At 68.0% G+C, this 21,062-nt stretch carries 22 protein-coding genes; 8 read left to right on the top strand and 14 right to left on the bottom strand.

The features are described from left to right. Positions 1–248 precede the first annotated feature (248 nt). The 6 genes from OO71_RS44385 to OO71_RS44365 form a co-directional block, all read right to left on the bottom strand. Entirely contained in the window at positions 249–554 is a 306-nt protein-coding gene (locus OO71_RS44385) for a DUF1416 domain-containing protein (protein WP_033296129.1), read from the bottom strand. Continuing rightward, positions 554–1,390: a sulfurtransferase gene (locus tag OO71_RS44380; RefSeq protein ID WP_033296128.1), complete on the bottom strand. Its 837-nt coding sequence runs from the start codon at positions 1,388–1,390 to the stop codon at positions 554–556. The genes OO71_RS44385 and OO71_RS44380 overlap by 1 nt, the downstream gene beginning before the upstream one ends. Before the next feature lie 28 nt (positions 1,391–1,418). Next, on the bottom strand, positions 1,419–1,853 hold the full coding sequence (locus OO71_RS44375) for a DUF4395 domain-containing protein (protein ID WP_033296127.1): 435 nt from the start codon (positions 1,851–1,853) through the stop codon (positions 1,419–1,421). A gap of 82 nt (positions 1,854–1,935) precedes the next feature. Further along, positions 1,936–2,034 carry a putative leader peptide gene (locus OO71_RS53175; RefSeq protein WP_342669992.1) on the bottom strand — a complete coding sequence of 33 codons (99 nt, stop codon included), beginning with the start codon at positions 2,032–2,034 and terminating at the stop codon, positions 1,936–1,938. A gap of 180 nt (positions 2,035–2,214) precedes the next feature. Next, positions 2,215–2,646: a TlpA family protein disulfide reductase gene (locus tag OO71_RS44370; RefSeq protein ID WP_033296126.1), complete on the bottom strand. Its 432-nt coding sequence runs from the start codon at positions 2,644–2,646 to the stop codon at positions 2,215–2,217. 7 nt (positions 2,647–2,653) lie between these two features. Further along, entirely contained in the window at positions 2,654–3,553 is a 900-nt protein-coding gene (locus OO71_RS44365; protein WP_162186186.1) for an LmeA family phospholipid-binding protein, read from the bottom strand. 175 nt (positions 3,554–3,728) lie between these two features. Here OO71_RS44365 and OO71_RS44360 point away from each other — a divergent pair, with 175 nt between their 5' ends. From OO71_RS44360 to pstB, 6 genes are all read left to right on the top strand, one after another. Continuing rightward, complete coding sequence (locus OO71_RS44360; RefSeq protein WP_033296138.1) at positions 3,729–4,463, top strand: winged helix-turn-helix transcriptional regulator; 735 nt, start codon at positions 3,729–3,731, stop codon at positions 4,461–4,463. A gap of 19 nt (positions 4,464–4,482) precedes the next feature. Beyond that, positions 4,483–5,382: a mycothiol synthase gene (gene mshD / locus OO71_RS44355; RefSeq protein WP_051793173.1), complete on the top strand. Its 900-nt coding sequence runs from the start codon at positions 4,483–4,485 to the stop codon at positions 5,380–5,382. Positions 5,383–5,621: 239 nt separating this feature from the next. Then, a complete protein-coding gene (gene pstS, locus OO71_RS44350; protein ID WP_033296124.1) occupies positions 5,622–6,749 on the top strand; it encodes a phosphate ABC transporter substrate-binding protein PstS in 1,128 nt (375 codons plus the stop codon). Between the two features lie 188 nt (positions 6,750–6,937). Then, entirely contained in the window at positions 6,938–7,858 is a 921-nt protein-coding gene (pstC, locus tag OO71_RS44345) for a phosphate ABC transporter permease subunit PstC (RefSeq protein WP_033296136.1), read from the top strand. A gap of 2 nt (positions 7,859–7,860) precedes the next feature. After that, on the top strand, positions 7,861–8,775 hold the full coding sequence (gene pstA / locus OO71_RS44340; RefSeq protein WP_033296123.1) for a phosphate ABC transporter permease PstA: 915 nt from the start codon (positions 7,861–7,863) through the stop codon (positions 8,773–8,775). Positions 8,776–8,778: 3 nt separating this feature from the next. Further along, positions 8,779–9,555, top strand: coding sequence for a phosphate ABC transporter ATP-binding protein PstB (gene pstB, locus OO71_RS44335; protein WP_033296122.1), 777 nt, complete (start codon positions 8,779–8,781; stop codon positions 9,553–9,555). Between the two features lie 44 nt (positions 9,556–9,599). Here the strand turns inward: pstB and OO71_RS44330 are convergent, their stop codons facing one another. Continuing rightward, positions 9,600–11,090, bottom strand: a complete 1,491-nt coding sequence (locus OO71_RS44330) for an FAD-dependent oxidoreductase (RefSeq protein ID WP_033296121.1) — start codon at positions 11,088–11,090, stop codon at positions 9,600–9,602. A 91-nt stretch (positions 11,091–11,181) separates the two neighbouring features. On the opposite strand from OO71_RS44330, the gene OO71_RS44325 reads away from it, so the two are divergent. Next, the gene (locus tag OO71_RS44325; protein ID WP_033296120.1) at positions 11,182–11,838 is read left to right on the top strand and encodes a TetR/AcrR family transcriptional regulator; all 657 of its coding nucleotides are present in this window, start codon (positions 11,182–11,184) and stop codon (positions 11,836–11,838) included. Positions 11,839–11,887: 49 nt separating this feature from the next. On the opposite strand, the gene phoU is transcribed toward OO71_RS44325, so the two are convergent. The 6 genes from phoU to OO71_RS44295 all read right to left on the bottom strand — a co-directional run bounded on the left by phoU (position 11,888) and on the right by OO71_RS44295 (position 19,653). Further along, entirely contained in the window at positions 11,888–12,562 is a 675-nt protein-coding gene (phoU, locus tag OO71_RS44320; protein WP_033296119.1) for a phosphate signaling complex protein PhoU, read from the bottom strand. Between the two features lie 83 nt (positions 12,563–12,645). Continuing rightward, on the bottom strand, positions 12,646–14,028 hold the full coding sequence (locus tag OO71_RS53525; RefSeq protein WP_033296118.1) for an LCP family protein: 1,383 nt from the start codon (positions 14,026–14,028) through the stop codon (positions 12,646–12,648). A gap of 1,193 nt (positions 14,029–15,221) precedes the next feature. Continuing rightward, complete coding sequence (locus OO71_RS53055; RefSeq protein ID WP_281178545.1) at positions 15,222–15,356, bottom strand: hypothetical protein; 135 nt, start codon at positions 15,354–15,356, stop codon at positions 15,222–15,224. Positions 15,357–17,331: 1,975 nt separating this feature from the next. Continuing rightward, positions 17,332–17,997: a GGDEF domain-containing protein gene (locus OO71_RS44305; protein ID WP_033296116.1), complete on the bottom strand. Its 666-nt coding sequence runs from the start codon at positions 17,995–17,997 to the stop codon at positions 17,332–17,334. Between the two features lie 113 nt (positions 17,998–18,110). After that, positions 18,111–18,674, bottom strand: coding sequence for an isopentenyl-diphosphate Delta-isomerase (idi, locus tag OO71_RS44300; RefSeq protein WP_033296115.1), 564 nt, complete (start codon positions 18,672–18,674; stop codon positions 18,111–18,113). 145 nt (positions 18,675–18,819) lie between these two features. Continuing rightward, entirely contained in the window at positions 18,820–19,653 is an 834-nt protein-coding gene (locus tag OO71_RS44295; protein ID WP_033296135.1) for an alpha/beta fold hydrolase, read from the bottom strand. A gap of 153 nt (positions 19,654–19,806) precedes the next feature. Here OO71_RS44295 and OO71_RS44290 point away from each other — a divergent pair, with 153 nt between their 5' ends. Then, positions 19,807–20,226 carry an Hsp20/alpha crystallin family protein gene (locus OO71_RS44290; RefSeq protein ID WP_033296114.1) on the top strand — a complete coding sequence of 140 codons (420 nt, stop codon included), beginning with the start codon at positions 19,807–19,809 and terminating at the stop codon, positions 20,224–20,226. 77 nt (positions 20,227–20,303) lie between these two features. Here OO71_RS44290 and OO71_RS44285 read toward each other — a convergent pair whose 3' ends face one another. After that, positions 20,304–20,987, bottom strand: a complete 684-nt coding sequence (locus OO71_RS44285) for a DUF2306 domain-containing protein (protein WP_051793171.1) — start codon at positions 20,985–20,987, stop codon at positions 20,304–20,306. Positions 20,988–21,062 lie beyond the last annotated feature (75 nt).

The raw sequence follows: 21,062 nt of genomic DNA, 5'->3' as shown, positions 1-21,062 counted from the left end.
ACTGTTGCGTTGGGGGCACCCCGAAGCTGGATTGTCACGACGGTCTGAATGGCTTGTCAAGGCGGGAAAGATGCCTTGACAAGCCATTCAGACCGTGTGCGGGCTTCGGATCGGGGTGCAGGGCGGGGGCTGGGTGCCCGGTCCCGGAGGGTGCGTCGGCTGCGGTGGGGTGGGTGGGGGGTGAAAGCTGTGAAGGGAACCATCAGGGAATTAGATTCCCTCATGGTTCCCTTCACGGAATGTGTGGCTTAGGCGACGGAGATCGCCAGTTGGTGTAGGCCTGGGCCGGCTGCGTTGACGCTTGCCTCGCCGTTGCCGGAGCGGTGCAGGGCGCGGATCGTCCAGGTGCCTTCGGCGGCGTAGAAGCGGAAGTCGCCGTCGGCGGAGGACACTACCTCGCCGGCGAAGTCGCCGCCGCCGTCCAGCAGGCGGACGAATGCGCCGCCTACCGGGCCTTCGGTGCCGGTGACCTTGCCGGCCAGTACGACCTGGCCGTTGGTGTCGAAGTCTGCCGGTGTTGCGACCTGTGCCGGTGCGCTGCAGCCGTCTGCCATCACTTTGCTCCCAACTCGACCGGCACGCCCACCAGCGAGCCGTATTCGGTCCACGAACCGTCGTAGTTCTTCACGTCCGTCTGGCCGAGCAGCTCGTGCAGGGCGAACCAGGCGATCGACGAACGCTCGCCGATGCGGCAGTACGCGATGGTCGCCTTGCCCTCCTCGAAGCCTGCCTCGGAGTACAGGTCCTTGATCTCCTGCTCGGACTTGAAGGTGCCGTCCTCGTTGGCGACCTTCGCCCACGGCACGTTCAGCGCGCCCGGGATGTGGCCCGGTACCTGGGATTGCTCCTGCGGCAGGTGCGCCGGGGCGAGCAGCTTGCCGGAGAACTCGTCCGGCGAGCGCACGTCGATGTAGTTCTTCGCGCCGATCGACTGGACGACCTCGTCGCGGAACGCGCGCAGCGACAGGTTCTGGTCCTTGGCCTGGTAGTCCGTGGCGTCGCGCTTGACGTCGTCGGAGTTCAGCTCGCGGCCGTCGAGTTCCCACTTCTTGCGGCCGCCGTCGAGCAGCTGGACGTTCTCGTGGCCGTACAGCTTGAAGTACCAGTACGCGTACGCGGCGAACCAGTTGTTGTTGCCGCCGTAGAGGATTACGCGGTCGTCGTTCGAGATGCCCTTCTCGGACAGCAGCTTCTCGAAGCCTTCCTTGTTGACGAAGTCGCGGCGGACCCCGTCCTGGAGGTCCTTGCGCCAGTCGAGCTTCACCGCGCCGCGGATGTGCCCGTTGTCGTAGGCGGTCGTGTCCTCGTCGACCTCGGCGAACACCACGCCCGGGGTGTCCAGGTTTTCCTCGGCCCACTGGGTGGTGACCAGGACGTCTTCTCGGCTCATGGAGCGGACTCTCTTTCTCGATCGGTTACTACGAGGACACCCGTGCTGGGCTGAAACGCTTGATCAGCAGGTACACCTGGCACCCGAGGCAGTAGTTGAACGCCGCGTTCAGGAAGGCGGCGAAGAGCGCGAACGCGGTCGCGATGATGCCGAGCGGCGTGACCCCGGTGGCGAACCCGACCGTGCCGACGAGCGCGAACACGAACCCGACGGCCTGCGCGAACCGCAGCGGGGCGGCGTCCTCGCGTTCGGTCGGCGGCCCGAGCCGCGGCGCGACCAGCAGGCGGTACAGCACCGAGTACGGCGCCGGCTTGAGCCCGATGAACGCACCGATCGCGAAGACCACCGTCTGCAGTGCCAGCAGCGGCCACCACTGCGTGACGAGCACGACGGCAAGCACCACCGCGGTCAGGATCGCGGCGAACCTGGGACCCCGCGGGTCGACAGCCGGTCCGGCGGACATGGTTCCTCCTGCTCGTGCTCCGGGGATGGCGTGCGGGCAGCACGCGGCGAAGACCGTGGAACGAAAAGGCCGGGGACGTGCTTCAGCGCCGGCCGGTGGAACGCAGACACAAGCTGCTGCGCACGCGGCACAGGTCGACTGCGCGGCGCTGCGTCAGGAGGGTGATGGGCAGCTCGTCCACAGGTGGCAGGGTACCCAGTGCTCCCTCAGGCTGGGAACACCGTTCATACCTTGGGACGAGTTCCGGATGGTGAGAATCAACCGGGTCGCCAACCTCACCCCAATGTGGCATTGGGTGCATGCGACGCAGCGAATGTGGCATTGGGTGCGTCAGATGCACCCAATGCCACATTGGGGCGGTTCAGCGGGCCACGGCGAGGTGCGGGCGGAGCGCTTCCAGCAGCTCAGCGCCCTTGGGCACGCCACCGATGCGCAGCAGTTCCCGGCCCTCGGCGTCCAGCGCCAGCGTGGTGGGCGTGCTGAGCACCGACAGGGCCTGCGCCACCTCGGGCCGCTCGGTGACGTCCAGGTCGACGTGGTGCAGGCCGTCGGTCTTCTCCGCGAGCGACGACAGGATCGCCCGCGCGTGCCGGCACGGCGTGCAGAACGTGGTGGAGATCTGCACCAGCGTGACGGCGGATTCGGGATCGAGCGCTTCGGCGACCGGAGCGGGCAGCGGGCGGGTGGCGGCGGACGGCTTGGCCGCGCGGATCCGGCCGTTGCGCGCCCGCAGCAGCAACCCCGCGGCGACCGCGACGACCAGCGTCGCGAGCAGCACCCATGCTCCGGTCACCGGCGGGTCATCCCTTCGTGGTCGAGAGGTCCGAGAAGTTCACATCGCGGGCCTCGCCCTTGATCGTCACCGAGCCGTTGTCCACGCGGACCGCGGTCGGGGTGACCGACAGCGGCAGCCTGCTCGTGTCGACGCTGGCGCGGAAGTTCGGCAGCAACGCCTTTTGCACTGCTTCCGGAACGACCGTGGTGCTCTGATCATTCCCGAACTGCAGCCGGTGCGGAACGATCGAGATCGTCTTGTCCTTGAGCTGGATCAGCGCGAAGCAGAAGATCTCCACCTTCTGCCCGGCCACCTGCACGTCGCCGGAGATGCGCAGGCCCGCGGTGTTGCTGTCGGCCGGTTCGCCGTCGGCGTTGGTCGGCGTGGGGTCCGGCTGCTTGCCCTCGTCGGTGTCGCCGTACTTGACGTACGCCTGGGTGGACTGGTCGATCTTGAGGTTCTGGATCTTGTTGAGCGGCGAGACGCGCGCGAGGTCGGACGCCTTGATCGTGACCGCGCCGGTGAGCTTGCCGATCTTGACGGCCTTCGTGTTACCCGACGTGAGGTCCGACAGCGGCGCCTTGACGTCCTCCAGTTCGGCGCTCACCCGCAGGTCGCGCAGCTCACTGCCGACCGGGACGCCGTCCGCCGAAACGCTGATGTGACTGTAGTCACCGGAGAGTGCCTGCACGGTGAACGGGAACCCGTGGATGCTGACCGACGGATCGTCGCTCAGCCCGAGCTGGGTGCGCGCCTTCTGCGAGATCGTGTGCTCGGCGAACGCCGCCGCTCCGAAATCCGCGCCGACCAGCAGGATCACCAGCACTCCCAGCACGATGAGCCACCGCCGCACGCGCTTTCCGCGACGTCCGCTGTCCGGTCGCGGGGCCGGTCGGTCGTCCCGCGTCACGGGCCTGCTCACCATCGCCTCGGTTCTCCTGTTCGGGTGGAAATCGTCGTGGGCCGGGTCACGTCCGGGCTGTTCGCCCAGGTGTGATCGATCCAGCACGAGCTAGGTACGGACGTGTTCACCCGCTATTCTCACTCAGCACCGACCGACGCCACGTTCGAGGCGACAATCTGTGAAGGCGGTGCGGCTCATGAGCTTGGACCTTCTGGTGCTCACGGCGGAACCGGACGCCACCTCCGTGCTGCCCGCGCTGGACCTGCTGCCGCACACCGTACGCGTCCGGGCGCCGGAGGTGACGGCCCTTCTCGACGCCGGTCACCGCGACGTCATCCTCCTCGACGCGCGCAGCGATCTCGCCTCGGCGAAGAGCCTGTGCCGCCTGCTCAAGGGCGCCGAGGACGAGACGGGTACCCCGGTGATCGCGGTCGTCGGCGAAGGCGGTCTGGTCGCGGTGAGCGCCGAATGGCGGACCGACGACATCCTGCTGCCCACCGCGGGCCCGGCCGAGGTCGACGCGCGGCTGCGGCTGGCCACCACCCGTGACGGCGCCGGGATGCAGGTTGACGCCGAACTGCGCGTGGGCGACCTGGTCATCGACGAGGCCACGTACACCGCGCGGCTGCGCCGTCGCACGCTCGAGCTCACGTACAAGGAATTCGAGCTCCTCAAGTACCTCGCCCAGCACGCCGGCCGGGTGTTCACCCGCGCGCAGCTGCTGCAGGAGGTCTGGGGGTACGACTTCTTCGGCGGCACCCGCACGGTCGACGTGCACGTCCGGCGCCTGCGCGCGAAGCTCGGCCCGGAGCACGAGCAGATGATCGGCACCGTGCGGAACGTCGGCTACAAGTTCGAGCGGCCCGCGAAGGGCGCGGCGAAGCCCGCGATCGCGGTTCCCGACGATGCTTCGGAGCTCACCTCCCGCTGAAGGCCGGTAGGGTCGGGTTGTGGCGATCGACCTGGGTAAATGGACTGCGAACCCCGACCCGGCAGTGCGCGAAGTACTGCTGGCGGTGAAGACCGAGGACGGACGGCCGGAGGTCGACGCGACCGGTCCGCTGCCGCATGAGTTCGACGGCGGTCTGCATCTGCTCGCCCGCCATGACGGCGTTCCCGCCGGGTACGTCCACCTCGATGTCGACGGCGATTCCCATGGGCACCAGGTCGCGGAACTTCTCGTGCACCCGGCGCACCGGCGCCACGGCGTGGGTACCGCGCTCGCGCAGGCGCTGACCGAGCGAGCGGCGGCCGGGTTCCGGGTGTGGGCGCACGGCGACCACCCCGGTGCGGCCGCAATCGCGGGGAAGCTCGGTCTCGCTCGCCGGCGCGAACTCCTGGTCCTGCACGCCGACGCCGACCGGGCGGATTGGCCGGAGCCCGTGCTGCACAACGGTTTCCGGCTGCGGACGTTCGTGCCCGGCCAGGACGAGGACGCGATGGTCGCGGTCAACGCGCGGGCGTTCGACTGGCATCCGGAACAGGGCGCGCTCACCGTGGCCGAGGTACGGGAAGAGGAACGGCAGGCGTGGTTCGACCCGGCCGGGTTCTTCCTCGCGGAGAACGACCGCGGCGAGGTCGTCGGCTTCCACTGGACGAAGGTGCACGACCCGGTTCCCGGGCGGTTCGACGGTGACCCGGTCGGGGAGGTCTACGTCGTCGGCGTGGATCCGGCTACTCAGGGTAGTGGCCTGGGGAAGGCTTTGACCCTCGCCGGCCTGCGCTACCTGCGGTCCCGGGGGCTACTGCGGGTGATCCTGTACGTCGAAGGCGATAACGCGCCGGCACTGGCGGTGTACACCAAGCTGGGGTTCGACCGTTTCGAGACCGACGTTCAGTACGGTGCGTGATCACCAACAGTGGTTTCGGCGGGCCATGTCACTTTCTGCGTACTAGCAGGTCACGGCCCGGCCACGACACTCGTTCGGGGGAGAGGTCCTGCTCACAAACTGTGACTTGTTCACCTTCCGTTCACTCGACCAAGGGCACCCGTCCACCGTGGCTGCCTAGTGTCCGTTTCCGGTGCGGCTGAACGGCCGCCGATCCGGACCGGATTTCCTAAAGCACGTCTCCGAGTGGAGGAAATGCAGTGAAGATCATGCGGCCCCTGGGTGCCGTGGGCATCGTGGCGAGTGCAGCCCTGGTGCTCGCCGCTTGTGGCTCCGACCCCGCGGCGAACAGCGGCTCCGGCTCGAACTCGTCCGCTCCCGCCGCCACCGGAACCGCTCAGGTCGACTGCGGTGGCAAGAGCCCGCTGTCCGGTGAGGGCTCGACCGCGCAGAACAACGCTGTCGAGATCTTCAAGCAGCAGTACGGCAAGAAGTGCCAGGGCCAGCAGGTCAACTACACGGCCAGCGGCTCCGGCAAGGGCATCGCGCAGTTCAACGCCAGCCAGGCCGACTTCGGCGGCACGGACTCGCCCGCCAAGGACGCCGACCTCGAGGCCGCGACCAAGCGCTGCGGCGCCCCGGCGTGGAACATCCCGCTGGTCGTCGGCCCGGTCGCGGTCGGCTACCACCTCTCCGGCGTCGACAAGCTCACGCTGACCCCGCAGGTCGTCGCGAAGATCTTCAACGGCGGCATCAAGAACTGGAACGACCCGGCCATCAAGGCGGTCAAGGGCAACGAGAGCTTGAGCCTGCCGGACAAGCCGATCCAGGTCGTCTCGCGCTCCGACGAGTCGGGCACCACCGACAACTTCCAGAAGTACCTCGGTGCCGCCGCGAAGGACGTGTGGACCCAGGGTGCGGGCAAGAAGTTCAACGGCGGCGTCGGCAACGGTGCGCAGGGTTCGAACGGCGTTGCCAGCACGGTCAAGTCGCAGGACGGTGCCATCACCTACGTGGAGGGCGCGTTCGCGAAGGACGGCGTCACCGCGGCGCTGATCGACAGCGGTTCCGGCGGCGTCGCGCTGTCCGCGGAGAACGTGGCGAAGTCGCTCGACGCGGCCAAGTTCGCGCACGAGGGGTCCAACGACCTCGCGCTCGACCTCAACGCCATCTACTCGAGCAACGTGCCGGGTGCCTACCCGCTGCTGCTCACCACGTACGAGCTCGTCTGCTCGAAGTACTCGAACCCGGACGTCGCCAAGGCGATCAAGGCGTTCCTGACCGTTTCGGCCACCGAAGGCCAGCAGCCGCTGTCGGCGAAGGGCTACGTGCCGATCCCGCAGAGCCTGCAGGACAAGGTGCTGACCGCCGTCAAGGCAATTTCCTGACCCACTCCTGAGTAGTACAAAGGCTGGACAGAGAACTGTCGATGAGCGAGCCATCCTCGACGCGAACGCCCACCGGCGACCCCGGTGGGCGTTCGTCGTCCGCCCGAGCGTTCCCGGAGGATCCGATTTCGGACAAGCCATCCGCGCCGGCGCCGGACGCGCCGCCCGCGAGCACCAAGCCGACGAAGGTGCGGGCCGGTGACCGCATCTTCAAGAACCTGACCACCGGGGCCGGGCTCTTCATCGTCGCCCTGATCGGCCTGATCGGGATCTTCCTGGTCATCCAGGCCATCCCGGCGTTGCGTGCGGACAAGGTCAACTTCCTCTTCAACCACGGGTGGTCCACCAACGACCCGGCGAACATGTCGTTCGGCATCGCCGACCTCGCCGAGGTCACGGTCGCCACCTCGCTGGTCGCGCTGATCGTCGCGATGCCGATTTCCCTGGGTATCGCGCTCTTCCTGACCCAGTACGCGCCGTCGAGGCTGGCCCGGCCGTTCGCCTACATCGTGGACCTGCTCGCCGCGGTGCCGTCGATCATCTTCGGCCTGTGGGGCATCCTCGTGTTCGCCCCGGTGATCGAGCCGTTCTCGCAATGGGTGAACAGCACGTTCTCGTGGATCCCGTTCTTCGCGCCGGGCAACATCGCACCCAACGTGCGCGGCACGATCTTCACCGCGGGCATCGTGCTGGCGGTGATGATCCTGCCGATCATCACGTCGCTCTCGCGCGAGGTCTTCGAGCGCACACCGACCGCGCAGATCGAGGGCGCGCTCGCGCTCGGCGCCACCCGCTGGGAGGTCATCCGCACCACGGTGCTGCCGTTCGGCAAGGCCGGTTACGTCGGGGCGTCGATGCTCGGTCTCGGCCGGGCGCTCGGGGAAACGATTGCACTGGCGGTGATCCTGCTGATCCCGCAGGGCCGGGACTTCAACTGGAGCCTGTTCGACGGTGGCTCGACGTTCGCGTCGAAGATCGCCGCGAACTACAGCGAGTTCAACAACGCGACGTCCGCCGGTGCGTACATCGCGGCCGGTCTGGTGCTCTTCGTCCTGACGTTCCTGGTCAACTTCGCCGCCCGCTCGATCGTCGGCAAGAAGGGGGAGTGACGATGTCGACCACCCTCGAACGGCCCGCTGTCACACCTGCTTTCCAGCAGGTGAGCGTCGGCCGCAAGGTCAAGAACGGGGTCGCCACCGCGCTGGTGTGGCTCTCGTTCCTCGTCGCCGTGGTCCCGCTGGTGTGGGTGCTGTACACGGTGATCGCCAACGGGATCAAGCGGATCCCGTTCAGCAACTGGTGGGGCCAGGACTTCGGTTCGGTGCTGTCGGACGAGGTCGGCGGCGGCGTGCTGCACGCGATCGTCGGCACCTTGCTGCAGGGCCTGGTGTGCGCGGTGATCGCGGTGCCGATCGGCATGCTGGTGGCGATCTACCTCGTGGAGTACGGCCGCGGAAAGCTCGCCAGGGCAACCACTTTCATGGTGGACATCCTCTCCGGTGTGCCGTCCATTGTGGCCGCGCTCTTCATCTACGCGCTGTGGGTGACCACGCTCGGCCTGCCGCGCAGCGGGTTCGCGGTGTCGCTTGCCTTGGTGCTGCTGATGATTCCGGTGGTCGTGCGATCGTCGGAGGAGATGCTGCGGATCGTGCCGGACGACCTGCGTGAAGCGTCGTACGCGCTGGGCGTGCCGAAGTGGAAGACGATCATGAAGATCGTGCTGCCGACGGCGCTGTCCGGCATCATCGCCGGCATCATGATGGCGCTCGCCCGCGTGATGGGCGAAACGGCCCCGCTGCTGGTGCTGGTCGGTTATTCGGCCTACACCAACTGGAACATCTTCAGCGGGGAACAGGCGTCGCTGCCGCTGGTGATGAACAACGAACGCGCCACCAACTCGATGGACCCCGGCAGTGTCGGCTTCGACCGGATCTGGGGTGCCGCGCTCACCCTGGTGCTCATCATCGCCGTGATCAACCTGCTCGCCACGGTCTTTTCCCGCCTCGTCGCCCCGAAGAAGAAGTGAGTCATGGCCAAGCGAATCGACGTCAAGGACCTGGACATCTACTACGGCAAGTTCCACGCCGTGGACAGCGTCACGCTGAACGTCCCGCCGCGGAACGTGACCGCGTTCATCGGGCCGTCGGGGTGTGGCAAGTCGACCGTGCTGCGCACGCTGAACCGGATGCACGAGGTCATCCCCGGCGCCCGGGTCGACGGTCAGGTGCTGCTGGACGGTGAGGACATCTACGCGTCCGCGGTGGACCCGGTGCAGGTGCGCCGCACGATCGGCATGGTGTTCCAGCGGCCGAACCCGTTCCCGACGATGTCCATCAAGGACAATGTGGTGGCCGGGCTTCGCCTTGGCGGCACCAAGAACCGCAAGCAGCTCGACGAGATCGCCGAGCGTGCACTGCGGGGGGCGAACCTGTGGAACGAGGTCAAGGACCGGATGAACAAGCCGGGCGGCGGCCTGTCCGGCGGGCAGCAGCAGCGGCTGTGCATTGCCCGCGCCATCGCGGTGCAGCCGGACGTGCTGCTGATGGACGAGCCGTGCTCGGCGCTCGACCCGATCTCGACGCTCGCGATCGAGGACCTGATCGGCGAGCTCAAGAAGGAATACACGATCGTCATCGTGACGCACAACATGCAGCAGGCCGCCCGGGTTTCCGACCAGACGGCGTTCTTCAACCTCGCCGGTGTCGGCCAGCCGGGACGGCTGATCGAGCTGAACGACACGGAGAAGATCTTCTCGAACCCGGACGAGAAGGCGACCGAGGACTACATTTCCGGCCGCTTCGGCTGATCGCTCGACGGCCGCCCTGGTTTCCGTTGCCAGGGCGGCCGTTTTCATGTGCGGCTCAGCAGCCGGTCGAGGACCGCTCGTAGTTCCGCTGCCTTGCCGTGCGGCGAATCGCTGCGCCAGGCGACGATGCCGTCCGGGCGGACGAGGGTGGCTTGCCGGTAGGCGGCATCGAGGTCCGGCAGCAGGCGGAAGGTGATCCCGCAGTCCTCGGCGGCCGACGCCCAGTTTCCCGTACGGCCGAGCAGGATCCAGCCGTTTCCGAGGAGATGCGAAATCTGCCCGGTTTGATCCGGGGCGCGGAATCCCGGTCGCCCGCTCGGGGTGCCGGGATCCTCGGTGAGCGAGAGGTCGTCGTCCTCATTGGACACCGCGCTCGAGCGGTACTGGAACCCCAGCACGAGCTTGATCGCGGCCGCCGACGCAGTCAGTTCGGCGAATCCGGCGACGGGGTCGGTCAGCACGGAGAGGTTGCGCATCGACAGGTCGACCACTGCCTCGGCAATCGGACGGCGTTCGACCTCATAGGTGTCCAGCAGTTCTTCTCCGGCCTCGCCGCGCAGCACGGCGGACAGTTTCCAGGCGAGGTTGTTGCCGTCGCCGACCGCGGTGTTCCCGCCCTGGCCTCCGCTCGGTGGCGCGACCTTTGCGGCATCGCCGGTCAGGAAGATCCTCTTGTCGCGGAAGGTCCTGGCGACTTTCGCGGCGATTTCCCACGGCGCGATGCCGACGATGTCCGCGGTCCGGCCGGTGAGCTCGCGGATGACGTCCGTGATCCGCTGCGTGGTGAAGTCGTCCGGGGATTCGCCGCGCGCCGGATCGTAAGTGAGGCCGAGAATGTACCGGCCCGGCCGCTCCGAGTTGGTCACCATCCCGGAGAGTTCACCGTTCTGCAGAAAGCAGATGTGGTACTCGTGGTGCGGCAGAGCTTCGATCGGATCGGCGTCGAAGACCGCCCCGATCATGTGGTGCAGGCCGCCTTCCCCGTCGAACGGGATGCCGAGCCGGGTCCTGATCGGACTGCGGGCTCCGTCTGCGGCAACGAGGTAACCGGCCTGTACCTGGGTTTCCACCCCGGTGCTCCGGTCGCGGATCAGCGCGCGCACGCCGTCGTCGTCCTGGTCGAAGGACACCAGTTCGACCCCGAAGCGCACGTCTGCGCCCAGCTCCGCCGCCCGCCGGGCGAGGATGGGTTCGACCGCGTCCTGCCCGGCCGGTGACGAGCGCAACGCGGTCGCCTTGCGGACATCCGGGTCGTATCCGGGGCTCGAAATCCGGTGCAGCGGCCCGGACAGGCTCGTCCCGGTCGAGATGAGCACGTCGTCCCGGGTGCGCAGCGACGCCCGGCGCACCTCCTCGTCGATGCCCGCGAAGCGGTAGAGCTCCATGGCCCGCCAGGTCTGGCCGCTGGCCTTCGGATGCGGCGAGGTGGTCTCGTGCCGTTCCACCAGCAGGGCCTGGGTTCCGTGCTGTGCCAGATACATCGCGGTCGACAGGCCGGCGTAGCCGCCACCGGCGATGAGTACTTCGGTCTGCATGGGACTCCTCGCTAATACGGAGTAGTTATCTCCGTATTAGCGTACCAGCAATCCGGACATCCCATCTCCGTATTGGTGGTACCGTGCTCGGATGACGGACTCCCGCCCGGTGCGCAAGGACGTCCTGCGCAACCGCAAGCGCATCGTGGAGTCGGCCGACGCGGTCTTCTCGGAGCAGGGAATCGCGGCGACGCTGGACGACGTCGCGCACCACGCCGGTCTCGGGGTCGGCACGGTCTACCGGCATTTCCCGCGCAAGCAGGACCTGATCGACGCGATGTTCGCCGAGCGGGTCCAGAACGTGTTGGAGCTGGCCGAAAATACGCTCGCGGTGGACGATCCCTGGGAGGGCTTCGTCGGGTTCTGCACCGCGGCGGCCGAGCGGTTCGCCGCGGACCGGGGGCTCTACGACGTGATGCTGTCGGTCAAGCTCGGCGGACACGACGTCGCCGCGATACGGGCCGAAGTGCTGCCCGCGGTCTCCCGTGTCGTCGCCCGCGCGCAGGAGTCGGGGCAGCTGCGCAAGGACTTCACCGCGGCCGAGTTTCCGTTGCTGCACTTGATGGTCGGCTCGGCCGCCGACTACCTGCACACCGTGGATCCGCAGGGGTGGCGGCGGTATCTCGCGATTTTCCTCGACGGGCTGCGGGCCGATCGCGGCGACGTGCTGCCGGTGCCGCCGCCGGATCCGGAGATGATCACCGCGGCCGGACTGCAATGGCAGCCGCGTCGCCGTACCGGGGCATGAAAAAGCCGCCACCTTGCGGTGACGGCTTCGGGTCGCGGGCTTCGGTGGCTCAGATCGAGATGTCCTCGTCGTCGTGGCCGTAGCCCGGCATCCGGCCGGTGACCACGAAAATCATCCGCTTCGCGACGGACACCGCGTGGTCGGCGTACCGCTCGTAGAAGCGGCCGAGCAGTGTGACGTCCACCGCGGACGCGACGCCGTGCGGCCATTCGCGGTCCATCAGCACGGTGAAGAGGTGCCGGTGGATGTCGTCGACCTGGTCGTCCTCGGCCTCGAGATCCTTGGCGGCGGCCACGTCCTTGGTCTGGATCACCTGCTCGACCTGGCGCGCGAGCGTGACCGCGGCGCGGCCCATCTCGGAGAAGTACGGCTTCACGGCCTCCGGCAGCACCGGGTCGGGGTGACGGCGGCGGGCGGCCTTCGCGACGTGCAGCGCGAGATCTCCCATCCGCTCCAGGCTTTCCGCGGCGTGGATCGCGGCGAGCACGGTGCGCAGGTCGGTGGCGACCGGCGCCTGCAACGCCAGGAGCGCGTACGCCTGCTCCTCGCATTCGGCGCGCGCGTCGTCGACCTTCGCGTCGTCGCTGATCACCTGTTCGGCGAGGCCGAGGTCGACCTCCAGGAGTGCCTTGGTCGCCCGCTCCATGGCGTCGGCAACCTGGACCGACATCGCGGCCAGGTTTTCGGCGAGTTGATCGAGTTCGACATGGTAGGCCTCACGCATGAGCCCACCCTACGGGGTGGATCGGCCGAATACCTCGTCGCCGGGTGAACCGCGCGTGAACCCCGCCTAACGAATCCGGGCGGCTAGCCGGACGTCGTGTTCTTGCGCGCGTCAGCCGGTTTTTCCTGGCCGGTTCCGGCGGCTGGTTTGTCGCCCTGTTTGTCGGCCGGTTTGTCGCCGGGTAGTGGGGTGTTGTCGCGCAGGGCATCGAACAGTTGTTGCGTCCGGTCGGTCATGAGGACTTCGTTGCCGCGCTTGTTCGCCATTCCGGTGGTGGGCACGGTGAGGAAATTGATCTTGCCGGGGTCGAGGCCGCGCATGGACTGGGCGAGCGTCATCATTTGCTGCACGCCGAGGTTGTCGCCGAACGTGGCTTTCGCGAAAGCGGTGATGAACCCGGAGAGCTTGCCGGGGTCGAGCACCACGTCGGACGACATCACTTTCTTGAGCAATGCGCCGATGAACCCCTGCTGCCGTTTGATCCGGCCGTAGTCGGACGTCGGATCGCCCTTCACGTGCCGGGCGCGCACGTAGTTCAGCGCCTGGTCCCCGGAAATCGTGACGTCGCCGGTTTCCAGCAGCACCTTGCCGAGCACGCCGTCGTCGATCGGCTTGTCGTTCTGGATGGTGACGCCGTGCACCGCGTCGACCATGCCTTTGAACCCATTGAAGTCGATGCCGACGAAATGGTTGATGCGCAGTCCGGTGATCTTCTGGATCACTTTCGTGACGCATTGCGGTCCACCGATCGCGTACGCGGTGTTGAGCTTGGCGATCTTCTGCCCTGGCTCGATCTTGTCGGTGGTCACGGATTTGGCCGGATCCCAGACGTTGCAGTCCGGCCGGTCGATCTCCAGATCACGCGGAAACGACACCACGACAACCCGTTTCCGGTCCGCGGGAACGTGCGCGACCATCACGGTGTCCGAACGGGCCCCGGGAATGTTGGCCGCATCGCCGACGCCTTCCTCGGAAGAAGCCCCGTCGCGCGTGTCGGAACCGACCATGAGGAAGTTCTCGTCATTGGCCTGCGCGTCGGCATTCTGGATGTCCGCGGAATTCTCGTCGAGCGCGGAAACTTCGGTGAATTTCGCGTCGAACCAGTTGATCGCCCCCCAGGCGACCCCGGTCCCGACAAAGATCAAGGCAGCAATGACAATGAGCGCAATCCGCCCGATCCGAATGTTGCGTTCGTTGTGGCGCTGTTTTTTCTCCTGCAGCCGCGTCTGTTCCGGCTTCTCTTCACTGTCAACGGTGACGACCCGCTGCAACGCAGTCCGCGTCTGCTCGATCAACGCCATCGACCGGGTGGTGAGCCGCTCCCGGCGTTCCCGCCGCTTCGCCTCTTCCGCCGCCGCATCGTCATGCGCAGCCGAGAACCGGGCGAGGCTGTGATCGATCTTGCGCCGATACTGCGTCGCCTCGTCGATGGCCTCCATCTCATCCGTCATGGTCAACGGATCCATCTCGGCCCGCACCGAAGCCGCCGACCGCGCCGGAGCCCGCCGGGGCCGCTTCCCGGCTTTCCCCGGAACGGGAGTGAGCTGAGTCTTCTCGGGGTCCTGGGCGCGCTCGGGATCGGGGCTTGCGGCGGGGTTGAGCTGAGTACGTTCCGGATCCGGCGTTGAGGCGGGGCTGGGCTGGGCGCGTTCTGGGCCAGTGGCGGGGTTGAGTTGTGTGCGTTCTGGGCCTGTCGGGGGGTTGAGTTGTGTGCGTTCTGGGCCTGTGGCGGGGTTGAGTTGCGTGCGTTCCGGACCCCCCGCCGGGTTGATCTGGCCCCGCCGATGATCCGGCGCAATTGCACCGGCCGCCGCCCCGACGTCCGCCGCCCCCAGCGGTACCCCAGGCCGCCGCCCCGCACCCGGCGCCAGGTTGCGCCCGCGCTCGCCATTCCGGACGCGCTCCGCCCCGGGATGGCCGTGCTCTACCTCGTCATTCGGATTGTTCCGGCCGCGCTGCACCGAAGGCCCCTGCCCGAACCGAACTCGCTCGGACTCCGCCTCGATTCGCCCACGCGCATCGTCGGAAGCCTGCTCCTGCCCGACCGGCCCCCGCGGCCCCGCGGTTGGCCCAGGCACTCGATCTGCCCCGACCGGTCCCGCGTCTGGGCTGGATACCTGATCCGTCCCGATCGGTCGTCGAGACCTCGTGTCCGGCCTAAGCACCTGATCTGCCCCGCCCGGTCCCGCGTCTGGGCTGGATACCTGATCCGTCCCGATCGGTCGTCGAGACCTCGTGTCCGGCCTAAGCGCCTGATCCGCCCCGACCGGCCCCCGCGGCCCCGCATCTGGCCCAGGCACCCGATCCGCCCCGACCGGTCCCGCGTCTGGGCTGGATACCTGATCCGCGCCGATCGGCCGTCGAGACCTCGCGTCCGGCCCAGGCACCTGATCTGCCCCGACCGGCCGCCGGGGCCCAGGCGGTTCCGGCGCAACCGGAACCCCAGCCCCCTGCCGAGGCCGAGGCGGAACCCCGCCCACCGGCCCCCGCCGAGGCGCCCCGCCTTGCCCTGGCGCCGATTCATCCGACTCCGAACGCCGCGCCATAACCCGCCGCAGGCGGCTGGAAGACTCCGGCTCCCCGAACGCGTCCTCGATCCCGCCCACCGGCCGTGCCTGACTGGACGGGGATTCGCTCAAGTGGCCAACGCCGTCGCCACCTACCGCACGCCGAGCCCTGTCCTCGCCGGACATCCGCTCCGCAGCAGCACCACCGACGCCCGGACGACCGCCGGATTCACCAGCCCGGACAACAGGTCCTCCGCGCCGCCCGCCCGGTCCAGCGGGCTGGGCACCGGAGTCGCCACCCCCCATGGGCCGACCGTTGCCTTCCGCCGGTTCGTCGTGAGATCCGGCGGGACGTGGGTTGGCTTCGCCCGCGCGGGTGGGATCCACCGGTTCGTTCCGCGGCCCGGCGGGCTGAGCGTGGGGTTCGTGCATGGGACGGCCGTTGGCTTCCGCCGATCCGGTCGCCCTGGTAGGACGTGCAGGTTGGCCCAGATCCAACGGGCGACCGTCGGACGGCGCCGCCGGCTTGCCGTGCGCCCCCGGCGGCCGGGCGTCGAGCCCCGGGCCACCGGCGGGTTCGTCCGACGGAGCCATCGATTCACCGCGCAGGCGAGCACCAACCTCGCCCGCGGGACGGCCGTCGGGCCCAGCCGGTTCTCCAGATCCAGCGGGTCGCACCCCACGTCGATGCGCCTCGACGGGGACAGCCGCCGGTTCGCCGCGCCGCCCACCGGGGCCCGCGCCCGGCTCCCCGGGACCGCTCGGCCGTCCAACGTCACCGGCGCGTTGGTCAGGCTCGGCCCGATGGTGTCCACCGGTCACTGCCTGTCGAGTCGGCCCGCCCCCGGCATGACGGCCGTTGGGCGCTGCCTGCCCGTTCGCAACCTCACCACCACCCGACGACTCCGACCGATGCGCCCCGGCTTCCCCGCGACGGCCCGCGTCACCGACCGGAACACCGGCGTCACGCGACGAACCGTCGGTCGCCGGGCTGCCGTGGCGGTTGCCGCTGTCAGAACCTTGCCCGTTGACGACGGCATCGCCGAGCAGCGCCCGCCCGCCGACTCGCGGGGAGCCACCGGCGCCGTTCGCGTGATGGTCGCCAGCCCTAGTAGGTGAACCATCTGTCGGAGACCCGACGTGACGGTTGCCGACACCATTCGCCCGCTGTCCGTCATCCGGCGGCATGCCGTTACGCGTAGTCGCACCAGTTCCAGAGGGAGCGCCGTTACGAGGAGCGACGCCGGTTCCCGAGGGGGTGCCGTTACGAGGAGCCGCATCAGTCCCTGAGGGCGTGCCGTTATGCGGAGCCGAGCCGGTTCCCGAGGGGGTGCCGTTACGAGGAGCCGCACCGGTCCCCGATGGGGCGCCGTTGTGGGGAGCCGCGGCAGTTCCAGAGGGGCCGCCGTTACGAGGAGCGACGCCAGTTCCCGTAGGGGCACCGTTACGGGGAGCCGCGTCAGTGCCTGAGGGCGTGCGGTTACGAGGGGCAGCACCGATTCCTGACGGGGTGCCGGAGTGGGAAGTTGCGCCGTTACCCGATGGGGTGCCGTTACGAGGGCCAGCACCGGGTCCCGACGAGGGACCGCCACGGGGACCAGTGCCGTTGCCCGACGGAGTGCCGTCGTGGGGAACAGCACCGTTCAGCCGGTCCGCCCCCATCCGATCGCCATCCGGCTCCGCCCGTCGCCGCCGCGGTTCCCCCGGGCCACTAACCCCAGCCCCGCGACTCGAACCGGCCTGACCCGGGTCCACTCGCGCACCTGACTCACCACGACGCCGCGCTCCGGCGGGACCCACCTCCCCCCGGCCCTGCTCACCCTCAGGTTCCGCAAGGCGGTTGCCCGGTTCCGCGTGGCGGGTGCCCGCCTCGCCGGCGAAGGTGGGGCGTTCTCCGGTGTGCCGGGCGACCACGTCGGACACGCTGATGCCGCCATGGGTGTCCATCGAGCGGCGGCGGCCGGTGCGCGGCGTGCTGTCGGAATGGCGACCGGTGCCGGGGGTGTTGCGCTCGTCGGGCACTCGGTCTCCTCTCGCACGTCAGGCGCCTGGCTGGGGCGGCTCGCCTTCGAATACCCGGCTTCCGGACCGGGTCTCCCAGGACTCGTCGTACCGGGGGAGCTTTTCGTTATCGTACGGATACCCGCCGTTCGTGACGACACCCTCCCGGGAATTTCTTCACCATGCGTCGACCTGACGCGTGCTGAAGCGGACGAACAGGTGAAGTTCGGGTTCCAGGAATGGCGTAATCGGGCGTGCGAGTTACTCAGAGTGCGTAATCACGCGAGCCGTCTCGCGGTCGTGAAAAGCAACTTTGTTGCGTCCCGCCCGCTTCGCGGCGTAAAGGAGATTGTCGGCGTGATGAAGCTGTCGCGACCCCGATCCGGCGCCGTGGGCGAGTCCGACGCTGATTGTCACCCGTAATCCCGGCTGCAGTTCTGACCAGGGATGACGGGCGACGCGAAGGCGGGCGGCGTCGGCAATGCGCACGGCCCGCCGGTGATCCACTCCGGGCAGGACGAGAGCGAATTCCTCGCCGCCGTACCGTGCGCAGAACGCATCGGGCGGAAGCCCCTCTTGGAGGAGATCTGCCACCCGGCAGAGGACGCGGTCGCCGAGAAGGTGACCGTACGTGTCGTTTACGGATTTGAATCGGTCCAAATCGACCAATGCGACAGCTACCGACCTCGATGCCGGCAATCCGGGTAGCCGCTGGTCGAGATAACGACGGTTGTAGCTCGACGTGAGTGGGTCCCGCAGGCTGCCTGCCCGGGCGATGTCGAGCGCCGACCGTAAATGCTGGTAAGCGCGCCGCCAGTCGCCGCGGGTTGCGAAAAGGTCCGCGATCGACTCGTGCAGCGTGAGCAGATCCGGCGCGGTTTCCGTAGTCCCGAGCTCGTCCTCCGCCGACACACCGACCTCCGCCACGTCATGGTTGTCGTCGTAAAGGAGCGGTGGCTTGAGACATCAGTACGTACGAAGGTGAATTTCGCTCAAGTGGACGATGTACGACCGCTGTTGTCACGCAGCGGAGTTTCCGGTCAGAGCTCCGAGAATGGCATTTTGTCTTTGAGCTGCGGAAATTGATCGCGGGCCCAGTAACTCACGTCTGTCACCGGATCTTGGAGCCACTGTGTGTAATCGGCCCACGAAATCCAGCGCCAGCCGCCCACTTCCTCCGGATTCGGCGCCGGATCGCGGTCGGTCCACGCGGCGAACACCGGACAGAACTCGTTCTCCACGATCCCCTGGAACGGCGGCGTGCGGTACCGGTATTTCGGCAGCACGCATTCGAGGTCGTCGAGCACCGGCAACCCGAGCTCGTATCCCGCGCGCCGGCGCACGGCGTCGGCCAGCGCCTCGCCCGGCGCGGGGTGGCCGCACACGCTGTTCGTCCAGACCCCCGGCCACACCTTCTTGTGCAGCGCGCGTTGCGTGATCAGCAGCGCGCGGTCCGACCGGCGCAGGACGTAACAGGAGAACGCCAGATGCAGCCTGGTCTCCGCGTGGTGGCTCGCCAGCTTCGGCCCGGTCTCGCCCGTGGGTTCTCCGTCCTCGGTCACGAAGACAACGCGTTCGGTTTCCACTTCAGTGCTGATGTCCACTCCGGCTACTGAACACGACGCAACCCGCCGTCGGATACCGCGAGCCGGGTGGCCACTTCGCCCGATTCGAGTGGTCGCCCATCACCGAACGCCCGATTCCGCAGCAGAACCCGGCCACCACCGAACAGAACGGTGAGCCCATCCGTCACCTGCCTCCGAGGTGTTCCACGATCAACGACGTGAGTGCCTCCGGCGCCTCCTCTGCCACCCAATGCGATACGTCCTCCAGCATCTCGAACCGGTACGGCCCGGTGCACCAGTTCGCCGTGTCCAGCGCGGCCGTGGAGCCGAACGCGACGTCCTCGGTCGACCACACGTACATCGTCGGCACCGGCACCTTGCCGATCTTGCCGCCCGGCCGCCCGCCTCGATACCAGTTGAGTGCGGCGGTGAGCGCACCCGGTTCGGACAGCCGCTGCACGTACTCGTCGATCTTGCTCGGCGGGATCCGCCGGTCGAAGATGTCGCGCAGTGCCTTGGCGTTGTCGGCGAGCATGCGCCGCTCGGTGGCGGGGGTCTGCCGCCACTCCGTCATGTACGCCGACCGCAGGTGCTGGTCCTCGTCCGTGCGCATCGCCTCGGCCAGCGCACCCGGATGCGGCGTGGACACCACGGTGAGGCTGCGCAGCCGTTCCGGATGCTCGTCGGCCGTCCACCACGCGACAGCGCCGCCCCAGTCGTGACCGACCAGGTCGAACGTCGGCCAGCCGAGGGCGTCGGCGATCGCGACGACGTCGGCCACCAACGTCGCGATGCCGTACTCCTCCGGGCGCTCGGGCCGCACGCCAGGGGAGTAACCGCGCTGATCCGGCGCGACGGCGCGGTAGCCGAGCACGCCGAGCGTGGCCACCTGGTGCTCCCACTCCACGGCGGCCTGCGGAAAGCCGTGCAGCAGAAGGACCGGACGGCCGTCGCCGGGGCCTGCGGCGATCGCGTCGAAGGATCCGGAGTCGGTGGGGATGGTCAGCTGGTCGATCACGAAACGCACTCTACGGACCACCACCGACAATTTCGGCCGGCGCTGTGATCTGAGCGACATGGGAACAAATAAGTTGAGTGGATCGTTGTCAACTTCAGAAGGCGTGGTCAGCAGTCCATTAGCTGGCCGCAGTTGTCCGAAAGGGGACTCGACATGCTGATCCGTACCGACCCGTTCGCCCGGTTCGACCGCCTCACCCAGCAGTTCTTCGGTGGCCAGGGCACCACGCTGCGCGCCGTCCCGATAGACGCCTACCGCGCCGGTGACGAGTACGTCGTCAAGTTCGACCTTCCGGGAGTCGCGCGTGACTCCATCGACGTGAGCGTCGAACGCAACGTGCTCACCGTCCGAGCCGAGCGCACCGCTGCTCCGGCCGAAGACGCGCAGGTCCAGGTATCCGAGCGGCTGCGCGGCAAGTTCTCGCGCCAGCTGTTCCTCGGCGACACGCTCGACACCACCCACATCGCCGCGGACTACGTCGACGGCGTGCTGACCCTGCGCATTCCGGTCGCCGAGAAGGCCCAGCCGCGCAAGATCACGGTCGGTGGCGCGCCGAAGGAGATCGACGCCTGACGCGGTCGACCAGGTAACCCATGAGTTGTCCCCAGGTTATCCACAGTGGGTTGTGGATAACCTGGGGACAACTGCGTTCAGGCCGCTTGGCTGTGGACCTCTGCCGTCCGCTTGCGCACCAGCGGCGTCAGGGTCTTGTTGATCACGAAGTACTCCGCGACCACCGCGCACACGAGGATCGAACCCCAGACGCTGGTCGTGTAGATGTCGGCGAAGTTCAGTGACGGGAAGAAACCCTTCATCACCAGGCCGATCCCGAGGAACCCGCGGAGCACGACGGCGGCGAAGCTCAGCGCGTAGTTGCGAATCATCCAGATCCGGTGCAGCTGGATCTGCCCCTGGCGGATGAAGGTGTACCCGCGGTAGAGCGTGTACAGCCAGGCCGCGGACAGCAGGTAGAACGCGATCTGCGCGGAGATGCCGTCGACCGAGAATGTCGCGGCCACGATCGCGGCGACCGCACCGAAGATCATGCTCACCACGTAGACGCGGCCGAGCACCCGGTGCAGTTTCGGCCGGCGAGCGCGCAGTTTCGCGGCGAACTGGAACGGCCCGATCAGCAGCACCAGGCTCGCGGGCAGGGCGTGCAGCACGATCGTCAGGTAGTGCAGGCCGATCGCCGGGTTGAGCGGAATCCGGCTCGACGCCGGGTCGGGGCTCAGGTAGGTGAACGCGGAGAACAGGGCGACACCGGCCGCGGAGACCGCGACGGCGGCCCAGGCGATTCGCCGCCTGCTGCGGCGGGAAACGGAGAAGGTCATCACGAAACTCCTGCTCGGACTGGGTCTGTGCAGTGAGCTTCTCCTGGCGGCGGGTCCGGCCGCGTCCGTGAGAAC

Origin of the sequence: Amycolatopsis jejuensis, from assembly GCF_000717335.1 — a bacterium.
GTDB lineage: Bacteria > Actinomycetota > Actinomycetes > Mycobacteriales > Pseudonocardiaceae > Amycolatopsis > Amycolatopsis jejuensis.
Note: the sequence above shows the minus strand (reverse complement) of the source record. Positions and strands in the feature narration are given on the sequence as shown.

What these genes read in the sequence shown, in the direction of transcription:
- OO71_RS44360 (WP_033296138.1), top strand. Translation starts at nt 3,729, where the DNA reads ATGAGCTTGGACCTTCTGGTGCTCACGGCGGAACCGGACGCCACCTCC.
- pstA (WP_033296123.1), top strand. Translation starts at nt 7,861, where the DNA reads ATGTCGACCACCCTCGAACGGCCCGCTGTCACACCTGCTTTCCAGCAG.
- OO71_RS44365 (WP_162186186.1), bottom strand. Translation starts at nt 3,553, where the DNA reads ATGGTGAGCAGGCCCGTGACGCGGGACGACCGACCGGCCCCGCGACCG.
- OO71_RS44330 (WP_033296121.1), bottom strand. Translation starts at nt 11,090, where the DNA reads ATGCAGACCGAAGTACTCATCGCCGGTGGCGGCTACGCCGGCCTGTCG.
- OO71_RS53525 (WP_033296118.1), bottom strand. Translation starts at nt 14,028, where the DNA reads ATGGATCCGTTGACCATGACGGATGAGATGGAGGCCATCGACGAGGCG.
- OO71_RS44285 (WP_051793171.1), bottom strand. Translation starts at nt 20,987, where the DNA reads ATGACCTTCTCCGTTTCCCGCCGCAGCAGGCGGCGAATCGCCTGGGCC.
- OO71_RS44385 (WP_033296129.1), bottom strand. Translation starts at nt 554, where the DNA reads ATGGCAGACGGCTGCAGCGCACCGGCACAGGTCGCAACACCGGCAGAC.
- OO71_RS44380 (WP_033296128.1), bottom strand. Translation starts at nt 1,390, where the DNA reads ATGAGCCGAGAAGACGTCCTGGTCACCACCCAGTGGGCCGAGGAAAAC.
- phoU (WP_033296119.1), bottom strand. Translation starts at nt 12,562, where the DNA reads ATGCGTGAGGCCTACCATGTCGAACTCGATCAACTCGCCGAAAACCTG.
- OO71_RS44325 (WP_033296120.1), top strand. Translation starts at nt 11,182, where the DNA reads ATGACGGACTCCCGCCCGGTGCGCAAGGACGTCCTGCGCAACCGCAAG.
- OO71_RS44290 (WP_033296114.1), top strand. Translation starts at nt 19,807, where the DNA reads ATGCTGATCCGTACCGACCCGTTCGCCCGGTTCGACCGCCTCACCCAG.
- pstB (WP_033296122.1), top strand. Translation starts at nt 8,779, where the DNA reads ATGGCCAAGCGAATCGACGTCAAGGACCTGGACATCTACTACGGCAAG.
- OO71_RS44375 (WP_033296127.1), bottom strand. Translation starts at nt 1,853, where the DNA reads ATGTCCGCCGGACCGGCTGTCGACCCGCGGGGTCCCAGGTTCGCCGCG.